Origin of the sequence: Botryobacter ruber (assembly GCF_003347595.2) — a bacterium.
GTDB lineage: Bacteria > Bacteroidota > Bacteroidia > Cytophagales > Hymenobacteraceae > Pontibacter > Pontibacter ruber_A.
Genome location: NZ_QCZK02000024.1, coordinates 174,756 through 191,825, shown reverse-complemented (window position 1 = coordinate 191,825; position 17,070 = coordinate 174,756). Strand labels below are relative to the sequence as shown.

The window sequence follows — 17,070 nt, the reverse complement described above, 5'->3', positions numbered from 1 at the left end:
TCACCGACTTTATCTGCTGCTTTACCGACTTCCGGTTCGGGCCTGCCTAAAGCCTGTTGTAGTACGCGGGCGATTGCCGTACTTTTGAAGCAGACATTGAAGCTAAAGTTATTCAGATATGGAAAAACAAGATAATAAACCGGAGTTCGACCCCAACAGCGGCTGGGAGCGGCCGGGGGGCAACCGTTCGGGCAGGGTGCTGGGCGGCCTGCTGTTGATTGGCATTGGTGTGCTGCTACTGGCCGCTAAACTGGACATGCTCGTTCTGCCGTCGTGGGTGCTGTCGTGGCAGATGTTCCTGATTGTGCTGGGGCTGTTCCTGGGTTTCCGCCATTCGTTTCAGCGGCCGGGGTGGCTGGTGCTGGTGCTTGTCGGTTTGGTTTTCCTGTTAAGCGACTACTACCAGTTCAACCTGAAGCCGTATTTCTGGCCCATAATGATAATTACCTTAGGTTTATGGCTGATGCTGCGGCCCCGGAAACCCTACCGGTTCAGGCGGCACCACTACCGGGAACCCGTTATGCCACCACCACCGGCAGCAGCGCCCACCGGTTTCGAGGATAGCAGCTATGCCGGAACCAGCAGCAATACCGGTGCCTCGGTTGACTATGCAGCCCAAACTTCTGCAGAAGATTATATTGATAGCACGGCCGTATTTGGCGGTATAAAAAAAAACATCATTTCTAAACGCTTTAAAGGAGGCGAGGTAGTGAACGTGTTCGGCGGTACCGAGCTGAACCTGGCCCAGGCCGATATAGAGCACCCGGTGGTGCTGGACGTGACGCAGATATTCGGGGGAACTACGCTCATTTTGCCGCCGCACTGGCAGCTAAAATCAGAAATGGTGGCCATCCTGGGCGGTATCGATGACAGGCGACCTGCTTTGGCACACGGCCACGACCCCAACAAAGTGCTGATCCTGAAGGGAACTACGCTGCTCGGCGGCCTCAACATCAAGAGTTACTAACGCTACCGGAAAAATTCATGTCTCCTTTCCGTCTGATTCTCCTTTACCTGGGCTGGGCGCTGCTGTGGGCGGTGGTACAGGCACTGGTGCTGTGGCCTGCCGGCTTCGGGGTGGCCATCACCGGTACCGATGCGCTGCTCTCCAACCTGCTGATCGCGATGGGCGGCTATGCCATGGGTACCGGTCTGCGCTATTACCAGCCCGACATACGGCAGGGCGCTTTCCTGCTGGGCTGGGGACTGGGGCTGGCCGGTATCTGTACTGCTGTTTTTTACTGGTTGGTGGGTGAGCTGTGGGCAGGGCAGGAAGCTTACCTGGCATTTGTAAACGCGACCCTGGCTGTGCGTGTGGCGGTTGCCTGGCTGATGATACTGCTGATGCTGCTGCTGACGTGGCTCTGGTTTTATACCCGTGAGCTGCAACAGGCCGAGGAGCGGAAAATGGCCACCGAGAAACTGGCCCGTGAGGCGGAACTCTACAACCTGCGCCAGCAACTGCAGCCGCACTTCCTGTTCAACAGCCTCAACTCCATCAGTGCACTGGTGGTGGCCAGGCCGGAGCAGGCCCGGAAAATGGTGCAGCAGCTCTCCGATTTCCTGCGGGGCACGCTGCGCCAGGACAACCAGCAACAGGTGCCGCTGGCAGATGAACTGCAGCAACTGCAGCTGTACCTGGATATTGAAAAAGTGCGTTTCGGGCATCGCCTGCATGTAACGTTAGCGGCGCAGGAGGAGAGCCTGCCAATGCGCCTGCCTGTCCTGTTGCTTCAGCCGGTGGTGGAGAACGCCATCAAATTCGGACTTTACGATACGGTTGGCGACACCGAAATCAGCATAAAAGCCGCGACGGAAGACGGTTACCTTGTAATCACCACTCAAAATCCATACGACCCGACTACGCAGCAGCCCCGCAAAGGTACCGGCTTCGGACTCGATTCCGTAAGGCGCAGGCTCTACCTGCTCTACGCCCGCCAGGACCTGCTCACTACCAGTCCGCACGACAGCGTGTTTACAACAACCATTAAAATTCCACAACAGCAACATGAAAAAATGCCTGATAATAGACGATGAGCCCCTGGCCCGGAGTATCGTGGCCGAGTACCTGCAAAGCTTTCCGGAGCTGGAGGTAGTGCAGGAGTGCGGCGACGGGTTTGAAGGTGTAAAAGCCATCCTGCAGCACCAGCCCGACCTCATCTTCCTCGACATCCAGATGCCCAAAATAAACGGGTTTGAGATGCTGGAACTGGTAGAGCAGGCGCCGGGCGTTATCTTCACAACCGCCTTTGATGAATATGCGATCAAAGCCTTCGAGGCCAATGCCGTAGACTACCTGCTCAAGCCCTTCAGCAAAGAACGTTTTGAGGCGGCGGTAAAAAAATGGCTCGCCCAGCGCTCTGCAGCTGCCACCACACCCGCTGCTCACCAACTGGAGGAGGTAACAGGCAAGCAGCCCGAAGAGCACCTGCGCATCGTGGTAAAAACCGGCAACAACATCCGCATTATCCCGGTGCAGGAGGTGCTGTACCTGGAAGCCTACGACGACTATGTAAAAATTCATATCAGAGACGGCGTTTTCCTGAAGAAGAAGACCATGAGCTATTATGAAAAGACGCTGGACCCGAAGCAGTTCGTGCGGGTGCACCGCTCTTTTATGCTGGCGCTGAGCCAGCTCACCCGCATCGAACCTTTTGAAAAAGACAGCCATGTGGCCTTGCTGAAGAGTGGGGTACGCATTCCGCTGAGTAAGAGTGGCTACACCAGGTTGCGCAGTGTGCTTGGCATCTGAAGCACCCGCTGCTCCAGTAAAGTGATAGCGGCGCTTTTCTTGTTCGGCGGTAAAATCCGGCTACTGGGACAGGAAAAGCGGCAGTTGGTCTAATAGTGCTTCCTGATGTTAACGGGATGTTCCAATTTTACAGCCGCAGCGGCTGCACGAAGGTTTGTTAGGAGGAAAAATAAATGCTTTTGGAAACTTTTGGAATAAAAAACGTTTCCATAGTTTTGTGTTGTGGAACAGAAAGAAGTAGTTTTAGCAGAGAATGCAGCTGTGCAAAACAGGATAGTAAAGGGCGCATTTGAGCTGTTTTGCCAGAAGGGCATAAAAAGTGTTTCGATGGATGAGGTGGCGCAGCACCTGTCTATGTCCAAGAAAACGATTTACAAGTGGTTCAGCAACAAAGATGAAATGGTGTTTGCCGCTTTCCGGGTTTTCCTGGAAAATCATACATCGAGTTGCGAATGCTTTATTCAGCATGCTGAAAATGCCATTGATGAGCAGTTTAAAATAATGGAGGTAACCCGGGAGATCTTTGCCAACATACATCCGGTTATTTTTCATGATCTGCAGAAGTACCATGCCGGCAGCTGGCAGATGTGGCAGAAACATAAAGCTGATTTTATACTTGGCAAGATAAAAGAGAACCTGGAGCGGGGCATGAAAGAAGGCCTGTTTCGTACCGACTTGGATATTGAAGTAGTATCCCGCCTGCGCCTGACCATGATCGAGGTGCCGTTCGACAGGCACATTTTCCCCCCACACAAGTTTGAACTGCACCACGTGCAGGAGTCAAATCTTGAGATATACATGCTTGGCATCGCTACCCTGAAAGGCCATAAACTTATCAACAAGTACAAACAGATTACAGAAGAAGAGTAATTGATCCTTCCTTTAAATTTCCTCAGAACCATGAAAAAAATAAGTAGCCTGCTATGGGCTGTTTTCGCCATCCTCTGCCTGCAAGGAGCGCAGGCTCAGGAAGCGCCCAAGTCCTTTAGCCTAAGCCAGAGTATCGAGTTTGCCATCGCCAACCGGCCCAACCTGAAAGCTGCCCGCAACGAGCAGCTTAGTGCCAAAGCCAAAGTGGGAGAGATCAGGGCGATGGGATTGCCGCAGATAAATGCTTCCGCTGATGTGGGCGGTTTCTTTGTGCAGCAAAAGACCTTTGTGCCTGCTCAGTTTACTAACCCGGATGCAGAGCCAGGTACATACGTGGCATTGCCTTTTACACCAATATATTCCGGCAATGCAGTTCTTACGGGTAGCCAGTTGCTGTTTGACGGATCTTACCTGATCGGGCTAAAGGCTGCTAAAACCTATACAGAGCTATCGCGCAAGAGCCTGACGCAAACTGAAATAGAGGTAGCAGAGCAGGTGTCAAAAGCTTATTACAGTGTGCTGGTAAGTCGGGAGCGCATGGAGCTTCTGAACCAGAACCTAGCCCGCCTGGATACCCTGCTGCATCAAACGCAGGTAATGTTCGAGAATGGCGTGGCCGAAAAGCTGGATGTAGACCGCCTGCGTGTTACGCGCAATAACCTGAACGTGGAGAAGCAAAAAACAGAGCGCCTGCTGCAGCTGAGCGAAGACCTGCTTAAATTCCAGATGGGTATGGACCAGGAAGAACAGCTCGTGTTGACAGATAAGCTAAGTGAAGTGGAGGTGGACATGAGCAAAGCGAACACGGGCAGCTTTAACTACAGCAACCGCATAGAATATTCGTTGCTGGAAACGCAACGTGACCTGGCCCAACTGGACCTGAAAAATCTGCGCTCCGGGTATTTGCCAAAACTGTATCTGAATTCCCGCTTTGGTTACAGTACCGCCAGTAATGAGTTTTCTTTTATAACTAAAAGGACCAACTGGCTGGATTTTGGATTTCTTGGCGTGCAGCTGCAGGTGCCCATTTTTGATGGACTTCGCAAACACTACCAGATACAACAGTCCAAGCTTACCCTCGAAAATACGAAGTTAGGATTTGAAACCCTCAAGCAAAGCATTGACCTGCAACTGGCGCAATCTTCTACAGAACTCACCAACTCGCTGGAGGTACTGGCCTCGCAGCGCGAAAATTTAGAGTTAGCAGAAGAAATCGCGCGTGTTGCCAAAATCAAATTCCAGGAAGGGGTGGGCACGAACCTGGAAGTGGTAACTGCCGAAACCGACCTGCGCCAGGCACAAACCAATTACTACGCCGCCATGTACGATGCCCTTATCGCCAAAGTAAACCTCGACAAAGCTACCGGCACCTTAACAACAAAATAAAACACTTGAAACCAACCAGACCTGTACTAAAAATGAAAAAGATACTACTATTTACTTCTGTAGCTGCCACCATAGCCTTTGCAGCTTGCCAACAGGAAAATGATAAGGAAGCGCAACTGGCCGCCTTAAAAGAGCAGCAGACAGAGCTACAGGAGCAGATTGCCACACTGGAGGCAGAGTTGAAAAAAGAAGGCAAAGGTGGTGTTGTCGAGAAAAAGACGGTGCCGGTGAGCGTGGCATCGGTGCAGCAGGATACTTTCAGCCATTACCTGGAAGTGCCGGGCAAGGCGCAGTTCGACCAGGATGTGCTGGTAAGTCCGCAGGTGGGCGGGGTGCTGACGAGCGTGAAGGTAGAGCGTGGCGACCGCGTGTCGAAAGGACAGACCATGGCTACGATTGATGCGACGGTGCTGGAGCAGAACCTGGCCGAACTGCGCACCCGTCTGGACCTGGCCCGCATTGCCTACGAGAAACAGAAAAACCTCTGGGACCAGAAGATTGGAACCGAAATGCAGTACCTCACGGCCAAAAACAACTACGAAGCTCTGCAGCGCAACCTGGGTGCCCTGCAGCAGCAACGCAGCCAGTTTAACGTGAAAGCGCCTATCAGTGGCGTGGTAGACGATGTAATGCCGAATACAGGCGAGGCAGTGATGCCGGGTATGGGCATTATCCGGGTCGTGAATACTACAGGCGGCAAGGTAGTGGCAGAAGTATCGGAAGCTTACATGGCTAAGATAAACAAAGGCGACGAAGCCATTGTGCGCTTTCCCGACCTGGACAAAGAGGTGCCGGCTACCGTGGATGTGGTGAGTCAGTTTATCAACCCTTCCAGCCGCACTTTTACAATCGAACTTAAGCTGAAGAACAACAAGGAAATAGCGCTGCGCCCTAACCTGCTGGCGGTGGTGCGCATCCGCAACTACAAAAACGAAGACGCCATTACGGTGCCGGTAAACCTGGTGCAGCAGGATGGTAAGGCCGAATACATTTATGTGGCCCGCAAAGAAGGCAACCGCTATGTGGCGGCACGCCAGGAAATTACCACCGGCGTTACGTATGCCGGCCAGGTAGAAGTGCTGGAAGGCCTTAAGCCTACCGACCAGATTATTACAGCCGGTTACCAGAACCTGAACGAAGGGCAGCCGGTGGTGTTCGGGCAGGTGAGCAATGTTCAATCAAATTAAAGCGTAACCAGATGAAGCAGTTTAAGCCCACAAGTTGGTCGATTGATAATAGAACGAGTGTCTATATCATGACCATAATCATTACGCTGGCGGGTATATATTCGTATATCACCCTGCAGAAAGAAAACTTCCCCGATATTGTTATTCCTACTGTTTTTGTAGGTACCGTTTACCCGGGCACCTCTCCCTCTGATATGGAGAACCTGGTAACGCGCCCCATCGAGAAAAAGCTGAAGGCGGTATCGGGGGTGAAGAAAATTACGTCCAACTCCATCCAGGACTTCTCCATGGTGATCGTGGAGTTTAACACCGATGTGGAGGTAACGGAGGCCAAGCAGCTGGTAAAAGACGCGGTGGATAAAGCCCGTTCCGAGCTGCCGTCGGACCTGCCACGGGAGCCGGACGTGCAGGAGGTGAACTTCTCCGAATTCCCGATTATGGCCGTGAACGTGTCGGGCAACTACAGCATGGACCGGCTGAAAAAATATGCCGAAGACGTGCAGGACCGGATTGAGGGGATGAAAGAAATTACCCGCGTAGACCTGGTTGGTGCCCTGGACAAAGAAGTGCAGGTGAACCTGGACCTCTACAAAATGCAGCTGGCAAAAGTTACCTTCTCGGATGTGGAGCGTGCCATTGCTTCTGAAAACGTAACAATCTCAGGCGGTAACATTGTGGTTGGCGAGATGCGCCGTTCGGTGCGCATTGCCGGCCAGTATGTGGACCCGAACAAGATTGGCGATATCGTGGTGAAATCGCTTTCCGGAGCCAACATTCAGCTAAAGGAGATTGCCGAGGTGAAGGAAGGATTTGAAGAGCGTGAAAGTTTTGCCCGCCTCGACAATTCTCCCGTTATCACCCTCAGCGTGATCAAGCGAAGCGGCGAGAACCTGATCGAAGCTTCGAATAACATCTCCGACCTGGTGGAAGAGATGCAGGGAACCGTGCTCCCCGACGACCTGAAGGTAACCATAACCGGCGAGCAGGCCACGCAGACACGCCACACCCTGAACGACCTGCTGAACACCATCATCATCGGCTTTGTGCTGGTAACGATCATCCTGATGTTCTTCATGGGAACCACGAACGCCATTTTCGTGGGCCTGTCGGTGCCAATTTCGATGTGCCTTGCCTTTATCGTGATGCCTATTATCGGGTTTTCGCTCAATATGATTGTGCTGTTCGCGTTTCTGCTGGCGCTGGGGATTGTGGTAGACGATGCCATTGTGGTAATCGAAAACACGCACCGTATCTTTAACCAGTCGAATGTAGGGATTGTAAAGGCGGCCAAATTAGCGGCCGGCGAAGTGTTTGTGCCGGTACTGGCCGGTACGCTTACAACGGTAGCACCCTTCCTGCCGCTGGCCTTCTGGCCGGGTATTGTGGGTAAGTTCATGTTCTACCTGCCCATCACGCTCATCCTCACGCTGGTGTCGTCGTTGCTGGTGGCTTTTATCATGAACCCGGTGTTTGCGGTTTCTTTTATGAAGAAAGAGCATCATGGTGCCGATGTTTCGGTAAAAGCACGCAAGTCGTTCCTGCTGCTGGTGCTGGGCGCCCTGGCATTGGCTGTGATCGGCTACATTACAGGCTGGTATGGTACTGCTAACCTGATCGTGCTGGGCGTACTGCTGGTGGTGCTGAACAAGTACCTGTTTACGCGCATGATCCACTCCTTCCAGAACAAGACGCTGCCCCGCTTTATGAACGGCTATGAGCGCGTGCTGCGCTGGACACTGGTAGGCTACAGGCCGGTTGGTGTGTTCCTGGGAGTTATTGGGTTGCTTTTCCTGTCTATTTTCCTGACGGCGGTGCGTCCGCCCAAGGTGGTGTTCTTCCCGGAGAGTGATCCGAACTTTGTGTACACTTACATCCAGATGCCGGTTGGTACCGACCAGGTTGTAACCGACTCTGTGACCAAAGTGGTGGAAAACCGCATTTACAAGGTAATAGGCCAGGAAAACCCGGATGTGGAGTCAGTTATTTCGAACGTGGCCATTGGCGCCGGCGACCAGAACGACCGCAGCACAACCGCGCAGTCGCATAAAGGAAAAGTGACGGTAGCCTTTGTGGAGTACCAGGACCGCACCACCGACAGAACCACCGCCGATTACCTGAGCGAGATACGCGAGGCGGTAAAAGGCATACCGGGTGCAGAGATAACCGTGGACAAAGAGCAGTCCGGACCTCCGGTTGGCAAGCCGATCAGCATCGAAATTTCGGGCGAAGAGTTCCCGGAACTGATCGCCCTTTCCAAGTCTGTGACGCAGTACATCAACCAGCAGCAGATTGCCGGTATCGAAGGCTTGAAGTCGGATCTGGAAGACAGCAAACCGGAGATCGTCATCAACATCGACCGTGAGCGTGCCAACCGCGAAGGCATCAGCACTGCCCAGATTGGTACGGAGTTACGAACGGCTATTTTTGGTAAAGAGGCCTCTAAGTTTAAACTGGACGAAGATGAATACCCGATCCAGGTAAGGCTGGAGGAGAATTACCGGGAAAACCTGAATGCCTTGCTCGATATGCGCATCACGTACCGCGACATGAACTCCGGGCAGATCCGCCAGATCCCGATGTCGTCGGTGGCGAGTGTGGAGTATGCCAACACCTATGGCGGCATCAAACGCAAAAACCTGAAGCGCATGGTGACGCTCGAGTCGAATGTGTTGGCAGGCTATAACGCCAACGAAATTGTGCAGCAGATAGAGCAGTCGCTGAAGAACTTCCAGACGCCGGAAGGCTACGAGGTAAAAATGGGTGGACAGCAGGAAGAACAGCAGGAAACAATGGAGTTCCTGCTCATAGCACTGGTGGCAGCTTTCTGTATTATCTTCCTGGTGCTGGTAACGCAGTTCAACTCCGTTTCGAAACCATTCATTATCCTGAGCGAGGTGCTGTTTAGTATTATTGGCGTGCTGCTGGGCTTCTCCATTTTCGGAATGGATGTTTCGATTGTGATGACCGGTGTAGGTATCGTGGCACTGGCTGGTATCGTGGTGAAAAACGGTATCCTGATTGTAGAGTTCACAGACCTGCTGCTGGAAGAAGGCAAAGAGCTGAAAGAAGCGATTGTGGAAGCCGGTAAAACGCGTCTGAACCCGGTGTTGCTTACAGCCACAGCTACTGTACTGGGTCTTGTGCCGCTGGCCTTAGGTATCAACCTGAATTTTTACACCCTGTTCACCAGGTTTGAGCCGCACTTCTTTATGGGCGGCAACAGTGCCGCTTTCTGGGGCCCGTTAGCCTGGACAATTATCTTTGGCCTGAGTTTTGCCACGATCATTACCTTGCTGATTGTGCCGGTGATGTACCTGCTCAACGAAAAGGTGAAAGATAAAATCATCGGGAAACAGAAACGAGCTGCAACCTTTAAGCGCAATCAGGAATCAGTACAAGTAAACGGAAAGGTTAGAGAATATATATAAGATTATGGATACAACAGATAGAACCATCAAAAAGGAAGTAGTCCAGATCATCAGCAAAACGAAACGCATCCGGCCTGCGCGTCTGCAGGCAAAAGCGAACCTGATGCAGGACATTGGTTTTGATCCGGTAGATGTGGTGGATATTATTCTTGAGTTAGAGAAAAATTTTCATATCACCATTCCGGATGAAGTTCCGATAGATACGGTGGGCGATTTCATAGAGTATGTGTCGACACACGTGATCCGCAAGGCAAGTTGAATATAGTGTTTGTACAAGAAAGGGTGGGGCTGAGCTTCACCTTTTTTTGTTTAGAGCTTACCCGTTGCAAAGTGAAGCAGAGGGTATGGTGGCTGCAGCAGCGGAATATAATGTGCTGATGTGCTAATGGGGGTGAATTGTTAAATGGCTAAATTGTTGAATTGCTGGTGTAGCATCCTGTTTATCCTTTAATCATTTAATCGTGTTCAGGCAAAGGAGCAGAGGGTGTGGTGGCAGGTGCAGCAAAATAAAACAGTCCGGGTGTTTGTGGATTTATGCATTTCACAAACACCCGGACTGTTTCAGAATAAATGTAGTATAGTAACAGTTTTCCCGATAAGTTCCGGATTAATAGATGGAGATGCGGTAAGCTTTCAGTTTTTTATCCAGGGCACGGGCATTGCCGCACACGCTGTCGAGCAGTGCCCAGAAACGCGGGCCGTGGTTTTTTTCTACGGTGTGGGCCAGTTCGTGCAGGATCACGTAATCGCAGAGGGCATCGGGCAGGCGCATCAGGTGCAGGTTCAGGTTGATGTTGTTGATGTGCGAGCAGCTGCCCCACCGCGACTTGGCATTCTTGATGAACACATTCTGATAGTTAAACCCGAACTTCTCGGCAAAAAAAGCAGTGCGTTGCGGCAGGTACTGCTTGGCCTCTTTGCGGTACGTTTCCTCGATAGACTTACGAATAAACTTCTGTACATCGTTGTCGCGCACATCCTTGTTGGCAGGATAAAATACATTGATATACTCGTTGTCAATCACGCAGCGCATGGTGTACTGTGCGTGGGTGAGCAGGCGCAAGGTATGCGAGCGGGTTTTAAACTCCTGGTTGTGGTCGTACACCGTTACCTTGGCCTCATGCTGCTTCATGCGTGCCTGGTGCTCCTTAATCCAGTCGCTTTTGGTGTAGATCAGTTGTTCGGCCTTCTCAAAGCTAACATGCGGCGGCACAGCCACCCGAATGCCTTTGAGGGGCCTTACGCTGATGGTAACACGCTTCGCTTTATCGCTTCTCTCAATCAGTACTTTCCCGATCCCATCTATGTGAAGATTAACGGAAGATAGTCGTAAAAATGATGAACTCACTGTGGCTAAGAGTTAAAATACAAAATACTTGAACCAAATATAAGTAATTATTTTTTTAAAAAGCTATAGTGGTCAGTGCTTTTATCTTAAATAATTTAAATTTTTGTATTTGAATTGTACTATATTTTAGCCTGTTAATAGTTAATTATTGGAATATTTAAGGTAACAGAGAGGAAGATAAGAGGAAGATAAGCGGCTCCGGAAGGCACAAAAAAAGGCTGCAAAAAGCAGCCTTTCCTGTCTGTTATTTTATGTTACCGGATGTTGCCGCCGGTGGGCAGATCGTCGTTGCTGCTCTTGGGGCTGCGGCTGCTGTCGGTGGTGGCGGAGCGTAGCGTAGGCTCGTCGCTGCCGGTGTGCGTGCTTTCGGAACCTACGCCATGCGTGTGTGGTGCTTCCTGTCCGCTGGCAGTTGTTACGGTGCCTGCCGGCTGGTTGCTGTATTTTGGCGTTCCGAAGGAGCTGTCGGCGTCGTGGACGGTGCTGCTTCTGACAGGAGTGGGTTTGGTGGCTTCCCAGTGGGCAAAGCGGTCGAGCTCGGTTTTAATGCTTGTCATAAACCAGGCCAGTAGGGCGGCGTCGTCGAGCAGGCCGACAACCGGTATAAAGTCCGGGATAAAATCGATGGGCGACAGGAAATAGATAAAAACGGCAATGCCGCCTACCAGCGTAGGCGTTGGTATGCCCTGGTACTCGCCCGACATGGCGGCCTTGATCATGCGCGACAGTAGCTGCAGGTTTTCCCAGACTTCTACTGCCAGTTCGCCAATGTTCTTTTTGGAGGCTGCTTTTTTAAGCACATCGCCTATCAGTTTCGATACTTCAATCGGGTGTTTCAGAAGCTTTTCAGCTTTCTGCAGAAATGCTTTAAAAAAAGTGCTTTGTGCTACTCTGGTGCCATCTGGTCGTTGATTCTCCATGCTGTTTGTTCGTGTATTACGCTGTTGTTAATGCTGCATTTGCCCGGGCTGTGCTGCCAGGCGGTTGCTTTGGTTACAGGTTGCAATTTGATTAAATAATAACAACCTAGCTATACTTCCCTCCTGAAAAAATTGTTGTAGCTTTTAAAACAAAAAACCCTGTAGCGTATACACCACAGGGCTTGAGAATGTTATCGGGAGCAGCTTAGTTTACGCGTCCGGCTGCAAAATAATTTCTGTTGTAAAACGGCTCTTTCAGCGAACTGATCCGGACACCACCCTTGGAGGCGGAGTGGATAAATTTGTTGCCTTTCAGGTAAATGCCTACATGGAAGATGGGTTGTTTCGGGCTCCGGCGGAAGAAAACGATGTCGCCGGTGCGGATGCTGTCTTTCCGGACACGTTCGACTTGCTGGAACATGGAGTGGGAACTGTGGGTAAGGTTAATGCCATACACTTCGCGGTAAATGCTGGAAACGAAGCCGGAGCAGTCGGTGCCTTTCTTTTTAGAGCTGCTGCCGTAGCGGTAGGGGGTGCCGAGCCACGCGGTTACGGTTTTCAAAAGCTTCCGGTCTTCACTGTAGTCGAGGTTCAGGCCCAGCTTTTGGGAGTAGCGTTCGTAAAAAAGAGAGTCTGTGGCTGTGAGTGCATCAGGAGCCTCTTCGGGTGGCAGACGCAGCTGCAGGGTATTTACCATGTCGGCACCGGAGAAAGAAGCAGCCGGGGCGGCTGCGGCTGCAGTTGCTGCTGAGGTGTCTGCAGCAGGAATTACTTCGTAGAAATAAGAAAGCGCGAGTGAGATCAGGGCAAATACACTCAGCGTAATACTTTTTATCATGGGGTTTAGCTCGTTTGTGACCCGTGCTACGGGAGAAAACAGTTTCACCTTTTGTTACAAACCGGCTGTGCAACAGGGCACCAGCCAGGCCGGATTATAATTTCAGGGTGTTGCCAGATAACAACCGGTTGTGAAGTTAAATGTGAAAAGTTAAATATCCAAATTTAAGTGGTTTACAGTTGGCTTGGCGCCACTGATTGTTCGCCCAATATTTCAGCACATTAACCTTTTAGCTTGTTTGAAAAGCGGCTTCGGAAGCCAGGGATAATACAATATAGGAATAGGAGTATATGAATTGTAAAATTGTGGAAAATTCTTTTTTTGCCCGTATCGCACGCGTCGTTTTAAAAACCAAACGGGTGGCGATGGTGCTGGGGGAAACCATTCATTTAAGCGGGGTGGACAGGGACACCTTTCTCCGCAACGAAGAGTGGGTGGCGCATGAGCTGTGCCACATCAGGCAGTTTAAGGAACATGGCTATTACCGTTTCCTGGGATTGTACCTGTGGGAGTCAGTGAAGCGGGGGTACTACAACAACAAGTTTGAAGTAGAGGCCCGGGTAGCCGGGGCGCAGCGTATTTTTCCGCCGGACATGCCGGACATACTAAAGCCGCCGGGGCTGGCACAGGCCGGTGAGCAGCAGGTGTAGGTGTGGTGGCAGGTGCAGAATAAAAAATCGATGCCGGAGAACTGATGACAGGCCAATAAAACAACAAAGCCAGCGGCGGCAGGTATCTCAGTATCCTGTTGCCGCTGGCTTTCCAGCTGTAATAAGCCTTTGCTTGATAGTTTAGCTTATGCTTCGCGCCACTTGATGGTGCAGCCAATGGCTTTGGTGCTGTTCTGGGTTACGGGCTTGCCTTTTACCAGTTCATCCAGGGCTGCTTCGGCATATTTCTTTTCCACCTTCGAAGCGTCGCGGGAGTTGTCGTCTATCGCGCCGATGTAGGCCACTTTAAACGAGCCGTCTTTCTGCTTTTGCACCACATACAGCTGCGGTGTGCGGGTAGCGCCATAGGTTTTGGTAATTTCCTGTGTTTCGTCGTAGAGGTACGGGAACGGGAACTTCTTGTCTTTGGCGCGCTCCTGCATTTTGTCGAAAGAATCGGCAGGCGATTTTGTTTTGTCGTTGGGGTTGATGGCAACTACAGGATAGCCTTGCGGCGCGTATTTGTTATGCAGCTCGATGAGGCGGTCTTCGTAGCCCACGGCATATGGGCAGGAATTGCAGGTGAAGGTAACAATAATGCCTTTCACGTCTTTGAAGTCGCTCATCGACAGCATCTTGCCATCTATGTTCTTCAGTTTAAAGTCGCGTGCCTTGTCACCGACCTGATAGCCATCCTCAGCCGGAACAGCAGATACCAGCACACCTGCAAGCAGCAGGCAGGCCAGGTAAAGAAAAGAGAGGTTTACTTTTTTCATATACGACTACTTTTTTACGGGTTTATACTTGTTAATCAATGCCTGTAACTCTTCTTCTTTCAGCTCCTTTTCGGCGAAGAAGTACTGCTTGCGGTGGTTGTTAAACAGGAGGGTAGCCGGAATAGCGCCCGACCACCTGGGCTCCAGTTTGTCAATCCAGGTGTTGGCGTCGGTTTCATCGAGCAGCAGCAGCCTGGATTTTAGACTGCGCTTCTGTACAAAAGGTTTAACGCGTTTTTCCAGGTCTTCCACCGCATCCATGCTCACCAGGATCACGCGTACCGGCTGGTCTTTGTATTGTTTGGTTACCGCTTCAAAATAAGGCATCTCCTGGATGCAGGGCTTGCACCAGGTGGCCCAGAAATTTACCACGTACAGGGTGTCGTGGGGGAGCTGGCGCAGTTTTTCCAGTTCTTTGAACTTGATCACATCTACTTCCTGTGCCGTGGCCGGTAAAGCGGCACAGGTAAAAAGAAGGATAGCAGTGGCTGCCAGTAGTTTTATTTTTTTTATCATACCAGTTAAACGGATAGTTCCTGCTTTTACAGGTGAAGCACAAGCTAATTTAATTATTTTTCTTAGAAAAAAGTAGCGGATCTTTCACGGAGCGGTTGAACGCCAAACCTGCCGGAATCCTAAACCTGACTATTTTTTGTATGGAATAGTTTACAGGCAGGTTTTGCAGTTTGTTGTACATCCTTTCATAGCGGCTACTTAAAAAAGATAGGCGGTCACCAGGTAATACAGCAAACCCGCCAGCGCGCTCACGCCAATCCACGGGATCATGCCAATTTTGAAACGGTATAGCGCCACCACCGAAATGATAATCCAGGTGAGGGCGAAGAGGTCGGGGAAGCGGAAGCTTTCCGGAAATACGACAGCGCGGCCAAAGTAAACCGTCAGGTTGAGGATCACGCCCACCACAGCTGCCGTTACCACACCCAGCATTGCTTTTACTTTTACGTTGCCATGCGTGCGTTCGATAAGCGGTCCGCCGGCCAGGATAAAAAGGAAGCAGGGGAGGAAGGTAAAGAAGGTGGTGGTGAGTAAGCCCAGCGCGCCCATCAGCAGCGAACCGCCGTAGGTAGAGTAGCCCGCCATAAAACCCACGAACACCAGCACCATCACCAGCGGTCCCGGAGTGGTTTCGCCGAGGGCCAGCCCGTCTATCATCTGCAGCTCCGTAAGCCAGTGCAGTTTTTCAACGCTCACCTGCGCCACATACGGCAGCACTGCATAGGCACCACCAAACGTAACGAGGGCCGCTTTGGTAAAGAACAGCGAAAGGGTCTTCCAGAAAGCAAAGTGCCGCGACAGGCTGTAGAACAGAACAAAAGGCATCAGCCACAGCAGCAGCACGGAAATTCCTCTTACCAGGAGCTGTTTTGGTCCCAGTTGTGATTCCGCTACTTTGCTGGATGCGTTGATGTAGTAGTTTTGTTCATCGGCAGCACTTCTCACGCCGTCTTTGCCTTCCTGCAGGAGCGAAGGGTGCAGTTTACGGACAACAAACGCCACCGCCATGGCGCCCAGGATAATGTAAGGAAACGGGATGTTGAGGAAGAAAATGGCTACAAAGCTGAGCAGGGCCACCGCGTAGTGGAACGGGCTGTGCAGCGACTTTTTGCCGATTTTAAGCAGCGCCAGCGCCACAATAGCTACCACGGCAGGCTTGAGGCCATAGAACAGGGCCGCCACCCACGGAATGGTACCATAAGTTACGTACAGCATGCTCAGCCCCAGCAGGATGAACACCGACGGCAGCACAAACAGGATACCCGCCGCCAGTCCGCCCCGCACACCGTGCAGGAGCCAGCCCATGTAGGTAGCCAGTTGCTGCGCCTCCGGCCCCGGCAGCAGCATGCAGTAGTTGAGTGCGTGCAGAAACTTGGAGTCGGATATCCATTTCTTCTGGTCTACCAGGAAGGTATGCATGATGGCAATCTGCCCGGCCGGTCCGCCAAAGCTGATAAAGCCCAGCTTGAGCCAGAAAAGCAGGGCCTCCCGGAAGCCTGGTTTCACGGGGCGTGAAGCCGGAAAATGCTGCGTACTTGTATCCATGCGCCGAAAGACTGATGATAGAAAAAAGTCAAAAACACGGTAATAAACCTGGCTGCACCTGCCACCACACCCGCTGCTGTACTCTACTTAGCTCCGGAGAACTGCACTTTATGCAAGATGCTGAACCGCAGGATATCCCTGCTGTAAAAGTCATCGCCGGAGGACCGTTGCTGGTACCACTTCAGGTAGCCCAGTTCAAAAGCCAGTTTAGGCGATACTCCCCACCGCAGCCCGGCGTAAATACGGTTCTGGTCGAAGATATTTCGTTTTACGGCCTCTCTGGTTTGTACCATCACCTCATCATGTATAGTTGCCCGAAAACTCTGCTTTTCGCCTTTCCAGAGCGGCACCTCCGCCTGTAGCCTGTACCTGAACCGGGTGCTGGTAACGTAGTCGCTGGCAAGGGCATCGGCTACTACGCGTCGTACAAAGCGCTGCTCCACCAGGTACCGGTGCTGCAGGTTCACCTGCCCTGTCGCCTGCTTCAGTGTAACATCTGCCTGTACCCGAAACTCCGGCACCACCAGTTCGCTAACCGACCTGGAGTCCTGCGGATACTGTCGCGTGTAAACTAATCCTGCCCCTGCCTCTACCTGCGAGTTAAAGGTGTATCTGCCTTGCGACCGCATCACGAGGTGGTGCATTTTGTAGTGGTATACGAAACGACGCATGTCAACTTCGGATTGTATTGCCCATCTGGAGCCAAGTTGCAACTGGTTCTGATACCGCGTCCAGACCAGTTGCTGATGCGTTACATTCCTGCCCGACTGTGCCCGGACAGCAAAAGGTAGAAAAAGCAGGAGAAATAAAAAATAACGCATAGGGTGTCTGCTTAGCCGTAGCTGTTGTTTCTG

At 51.6% G+C, this 17,070-nt stretch carries 16 protein-coding genes; 9 read left to right on the top strand and 7 right to left on the bottom strand.

What is annotated here, in order from left to right:
• Positions 1-118: 118 nt before the first annotated feature.
• The 8 genes from DCW36_RS06125 (at position 119) to DCW36_RS06090 (ending at position 9,882) form a co-directional block, all read left to right on the top strand.
• Positions 119-967 (top strand): LiaF transmembrane domain-containing protein, encoded by an 849-nt coding sequence (locus tag DCW36_RS06125; protein ID WP_114777464.1) that lies wholly within the window; start codon positions 119-121, stop codon positions 965-967.
• Between the two features lie 17 nt (positions 968-984).
• The gene (locus DCW36_RS06120) at positions 985-2,037 is read left to right on the top strand and encodes a sensor histidine kinase (RefSeq protein WP_114777463.1); all 1,053 of its coding nucleotides are present in this window, start codon (positions 985-987) and stop codon (positions 2,035-2,037) included.
• Positions 2,009-2,752, top strand: coding sequence for a LytR/AlgR family response regulator transcription factor (locus DCW36_RS06115; protein WP_114777462.1), 744 nt, complete (start codon positions 2,009-2,011; stop codon positions 2,750-2,752). Before DCW36_RS06120 ends, DCW36_RS06115 begins: the two co-directional genes overlap by 29 nt.
• A 261-nt stretch (positions 2,753-3,013) precedes the next feature.
• Complete coding sequence (locus DCW36_RS06110; RefSeq protein ID WP_240676076.1) at positions 3,014-3,622, top strand: TetR/AcrR family transcriptional regulator; 609 nt, start codon at positions 3,014-3,016, stop codon at positions 3,620-3,622.
• A gap of 30 nt (positions 3,623-3,652) precedes the next feature.
• Positions 3,653-5,008: a TolC family protein gene (locus DCW36_RS06105; RefSeq protein ID WP_114777460.1), complete on the top strand. Its 1,356-nt coding sequence runs from the start codon at positions 3,653-3,655 to the stop codon at positions 5,006-5,008.
• 32 nt (positions 5,009-5,040) lie between these two features.
• Positions 5,041-6,195 (top strand): efflux RND transporter periplasmic adaptor subunit, encoded by a 1,155-nt coding sequence (locus DCW36_RS06100; protein ID WP_114777459.1) that lies wholly within the window; start codon positions 5,041-5,043, stop codon positions 6,193-6,195.
• An 11-nt stretch (positions 6,196-6,206) separates the two neighbouring features.
• Entirely contained in the window at positions 6,207-9,623 is a 3,417-nt protein-coding gene (locus tag DCW36_RS06095) for an efflux RND transporter permease subunit (RefSeq protein WP_114777458.1), read from the top strand.
• A 4-nt stretch (positions 9,624-9,627) separates the two neighbouring features.
• Positions 9,628-9,882, top strand: coding sequence for an acyl carrier protein (locus tag DCW36_RS06090; protein ID WP_240676075.1), 255 nt, complete (start codon positions 9,628-9,630; stop codon positions 9,880-9,882).
• A 348-nt stretch (positions 9,883-10,230) separates the two neighbouring features.
• Here DCW36_RS06090 and DCW36_RS06085 read toward each other — a convergent pair whose 3' ends face one another.
• The 3 genes from DCW36_RS06085 to DCW36_RS06075 form a co-directional block, all read right to left on the bottom strand.
• Positions 10,231-10,971, bottom strand: a complete 741-nt coding sequence (locus DCW36_RS06085; RefSeq protein ID WP_114777456.1) for a M48 family metallopeptidase — start codon at positions 10,969-10,971, stop codon at positions 10,231-10,233.
• Positions 10,972-11,225: 254 nt separating this feature from the next.
• Complete coding sequence (locus DCW36_RS06080; protein ID WP_114777455.1) at positions 11,226-11,891, bottom strand: YkvA family protein; 666 nt, start codon at positions 11,889-11,891, stop codon at positions 11,226-11,228.
• A 205-nt stretch (positions 11,892-12,096) separates the two neighbouring features.
• Positions 12,097-12,729 carry a C40 family peptidase gene (locus tag DCW36_RS06075; protein WP_114777735.1) on the bottom strand — a complete coding sequence of 211 codons (633 nt, stop codon included), beginning with the start codon at positions 12,727-12,729 and terminating at the stop codon, positions 12,097-12,099.
• Positions 12,730-13,034: 305 nt separating this feature from the next.
• Here DCW36_RS06075 and DCW36_RS06070 point away from each other — a divergent pair, with 305 nt between their 5' ends.
• Positions 13,035-13,379: a hypothetical protein gene (locus tag DCW36_RS06070; RefSeq protein ID WP_240676074.1), complete on the top strand. Its 345-nt coding sequence runs from the start codon at positions 13,035-13,037 to the stop codon at positions 13,377-13,379.
• Between the two features lie 146 nt (positions 13,380-13,525).
• Here the strand turns inward: DCW36_RS06070 and DCW36_RS06065 are convergent, their stop codons facing one another.
• The 4 genes from DCW36_RS06065 to DCW36_RS06050 form a co-directional block, all read right to left on the bottom strand.
• Positions 13,526-14,155 (bottom strand): thioredoxin family protein, encoded by a 630-nt coding sequence (locus tag DCW36_RS06065; RefSeq protein WP_114777454.1) that lies wholly within the window; start codon positions 14,153-14,155, stop codon positions 13,526-13,528.
• Positions 14,156-14,161: 6 nt separating this feature from the next.
• Complete coding sequence (locus tag DCW36_RS06060; protein ID WP_114777453.1) at positions 14,162-14,671, bottom strand: TlpA disulfide reductase family protein; 510 nt, start codon at positions 14,669-14,671, stop codon at positions 14,162-14,164.
• A 198-nt stretch (positions 14,672-14,869) separates the two neighbouring features.
• On the bottom strand, positions 14,870-16,216 hold the full coding sequence (gene chrA, locus DCW36_RS06055; protein ID WP_114777452.1) for a chromate efflux transporter: 1,347 nt from the start codon (positions 16,214-16,216) through the stop codon (positions 14,870-14,872).
• Positions 16,217-16,299: 83 nt separating this feature from the next.
• Positions 16,300-17,037, bottom strand: coding sequence for a DUF2490 domain-containing protein (locus DCW36_RS06050; protein ID WP_114777451.1), 738 nt, complete (start codon positions 17,035-17,037; stop codon positions 16,300-16,302).
• Between the last annotated feature and the right edge of the window lie 33 nt (positions 17,038-17,070).

Excerpts from the sequence above, each read along its gene's own strand:
- DCW36_RS06065 (WP_114777454.1), bottom strand. The coding sequence starts at position 14,155 with ATGAAAAAAGTAAACCTCTCTTTTCTTTACCTGGCCTGCCTGCTGCTT.
- DCW36_RS06095 (WP_114777458.1), top strand. The coding sequence starts at position 6,207 with ATGAAGCAGTTTAAGCCCACAAGTTGGTCGATTGATAATAGAACGAGT.
- DCW36_RS06100 (WP_114777459.1), top strand. The coding sequence starts at position 5,041 with ATGAAAAAGATACTACTATTTACTTCTGTAGCTGCCACCATAGCCTTT.
- DCW36_RS06075 (WP_114777735.1), bottom strand. The coding sequence starts at position 12,729 with ATGATAAAAAGTATTACGCTGAGTGTATTTGCCCTGATCTCACTCGCG.
- DCW36_RS06050 (WP_114777451.1), bottom strand. The coding sequence starts at position 17,037 with ATGCGTTATTTTTTATTTCTCCTGCTTTTTCTACCTTTTGCTGTCCGG.
- DCW36_RS06090 (WP_240676075.1), top strand. The coding sequence starts at position 9,628 with ATGGATACAACAGATAGAACCATCAAAAAGGAAGTAGTCCAGATCATC.
- DCW36_RS06060 (WP_114777453.1), bottom strand. The coding sequence starts at position 14,671 with ATGATAAAAAAAATAAAACTACTGGCAGCCACTGCTATCCTTCTTTTT.
- DCW36_RS06120 (WP_114777463.1), top strand. The coding sequence starts at position 985 with ATGTCTCCTTTCCGTCTGATTCTCCTTTACCTGGGCTGGGCGCTGCTG.
- chrA (WP_114777452.1), bottom strand. The coding sequence starts at position 16,216 with ATGGATACAAGTACGCAGCATTTTCCGGCTTCACGCCCCGTGAAACCA.
- DCW36_RS06115 (WP_114777462.1), top strand. The coding sequence starts at position 2,009 with ATGAAAAAATGCCTGATAATAGACGATGAGCCCCTGGCCCGGAGTATC.
- DCW36_RS06125 (WP_114777464.1), top strand. The coding sequence starts at position 119 with ATGGAAAAACAAGATAATAAACCGGAGTTCGACCCCAACAGCGGCTGG.
- DCW36_RS06080 (WP_114777455.1), bottom strand. The coding sequence starts at position 11,891 with ATGGAGAATCAACGACCAGATGGCACCAGAGTAGCACAAAGCACTTTT.
- DCW36_RS06105 (WP_114777460.1), top strand. The coding sequence starts at position 3,653 with ATGAAAAAAATAAGTAGCCTGCTATGGGCTGTTTTCGCCATCCTCTGC.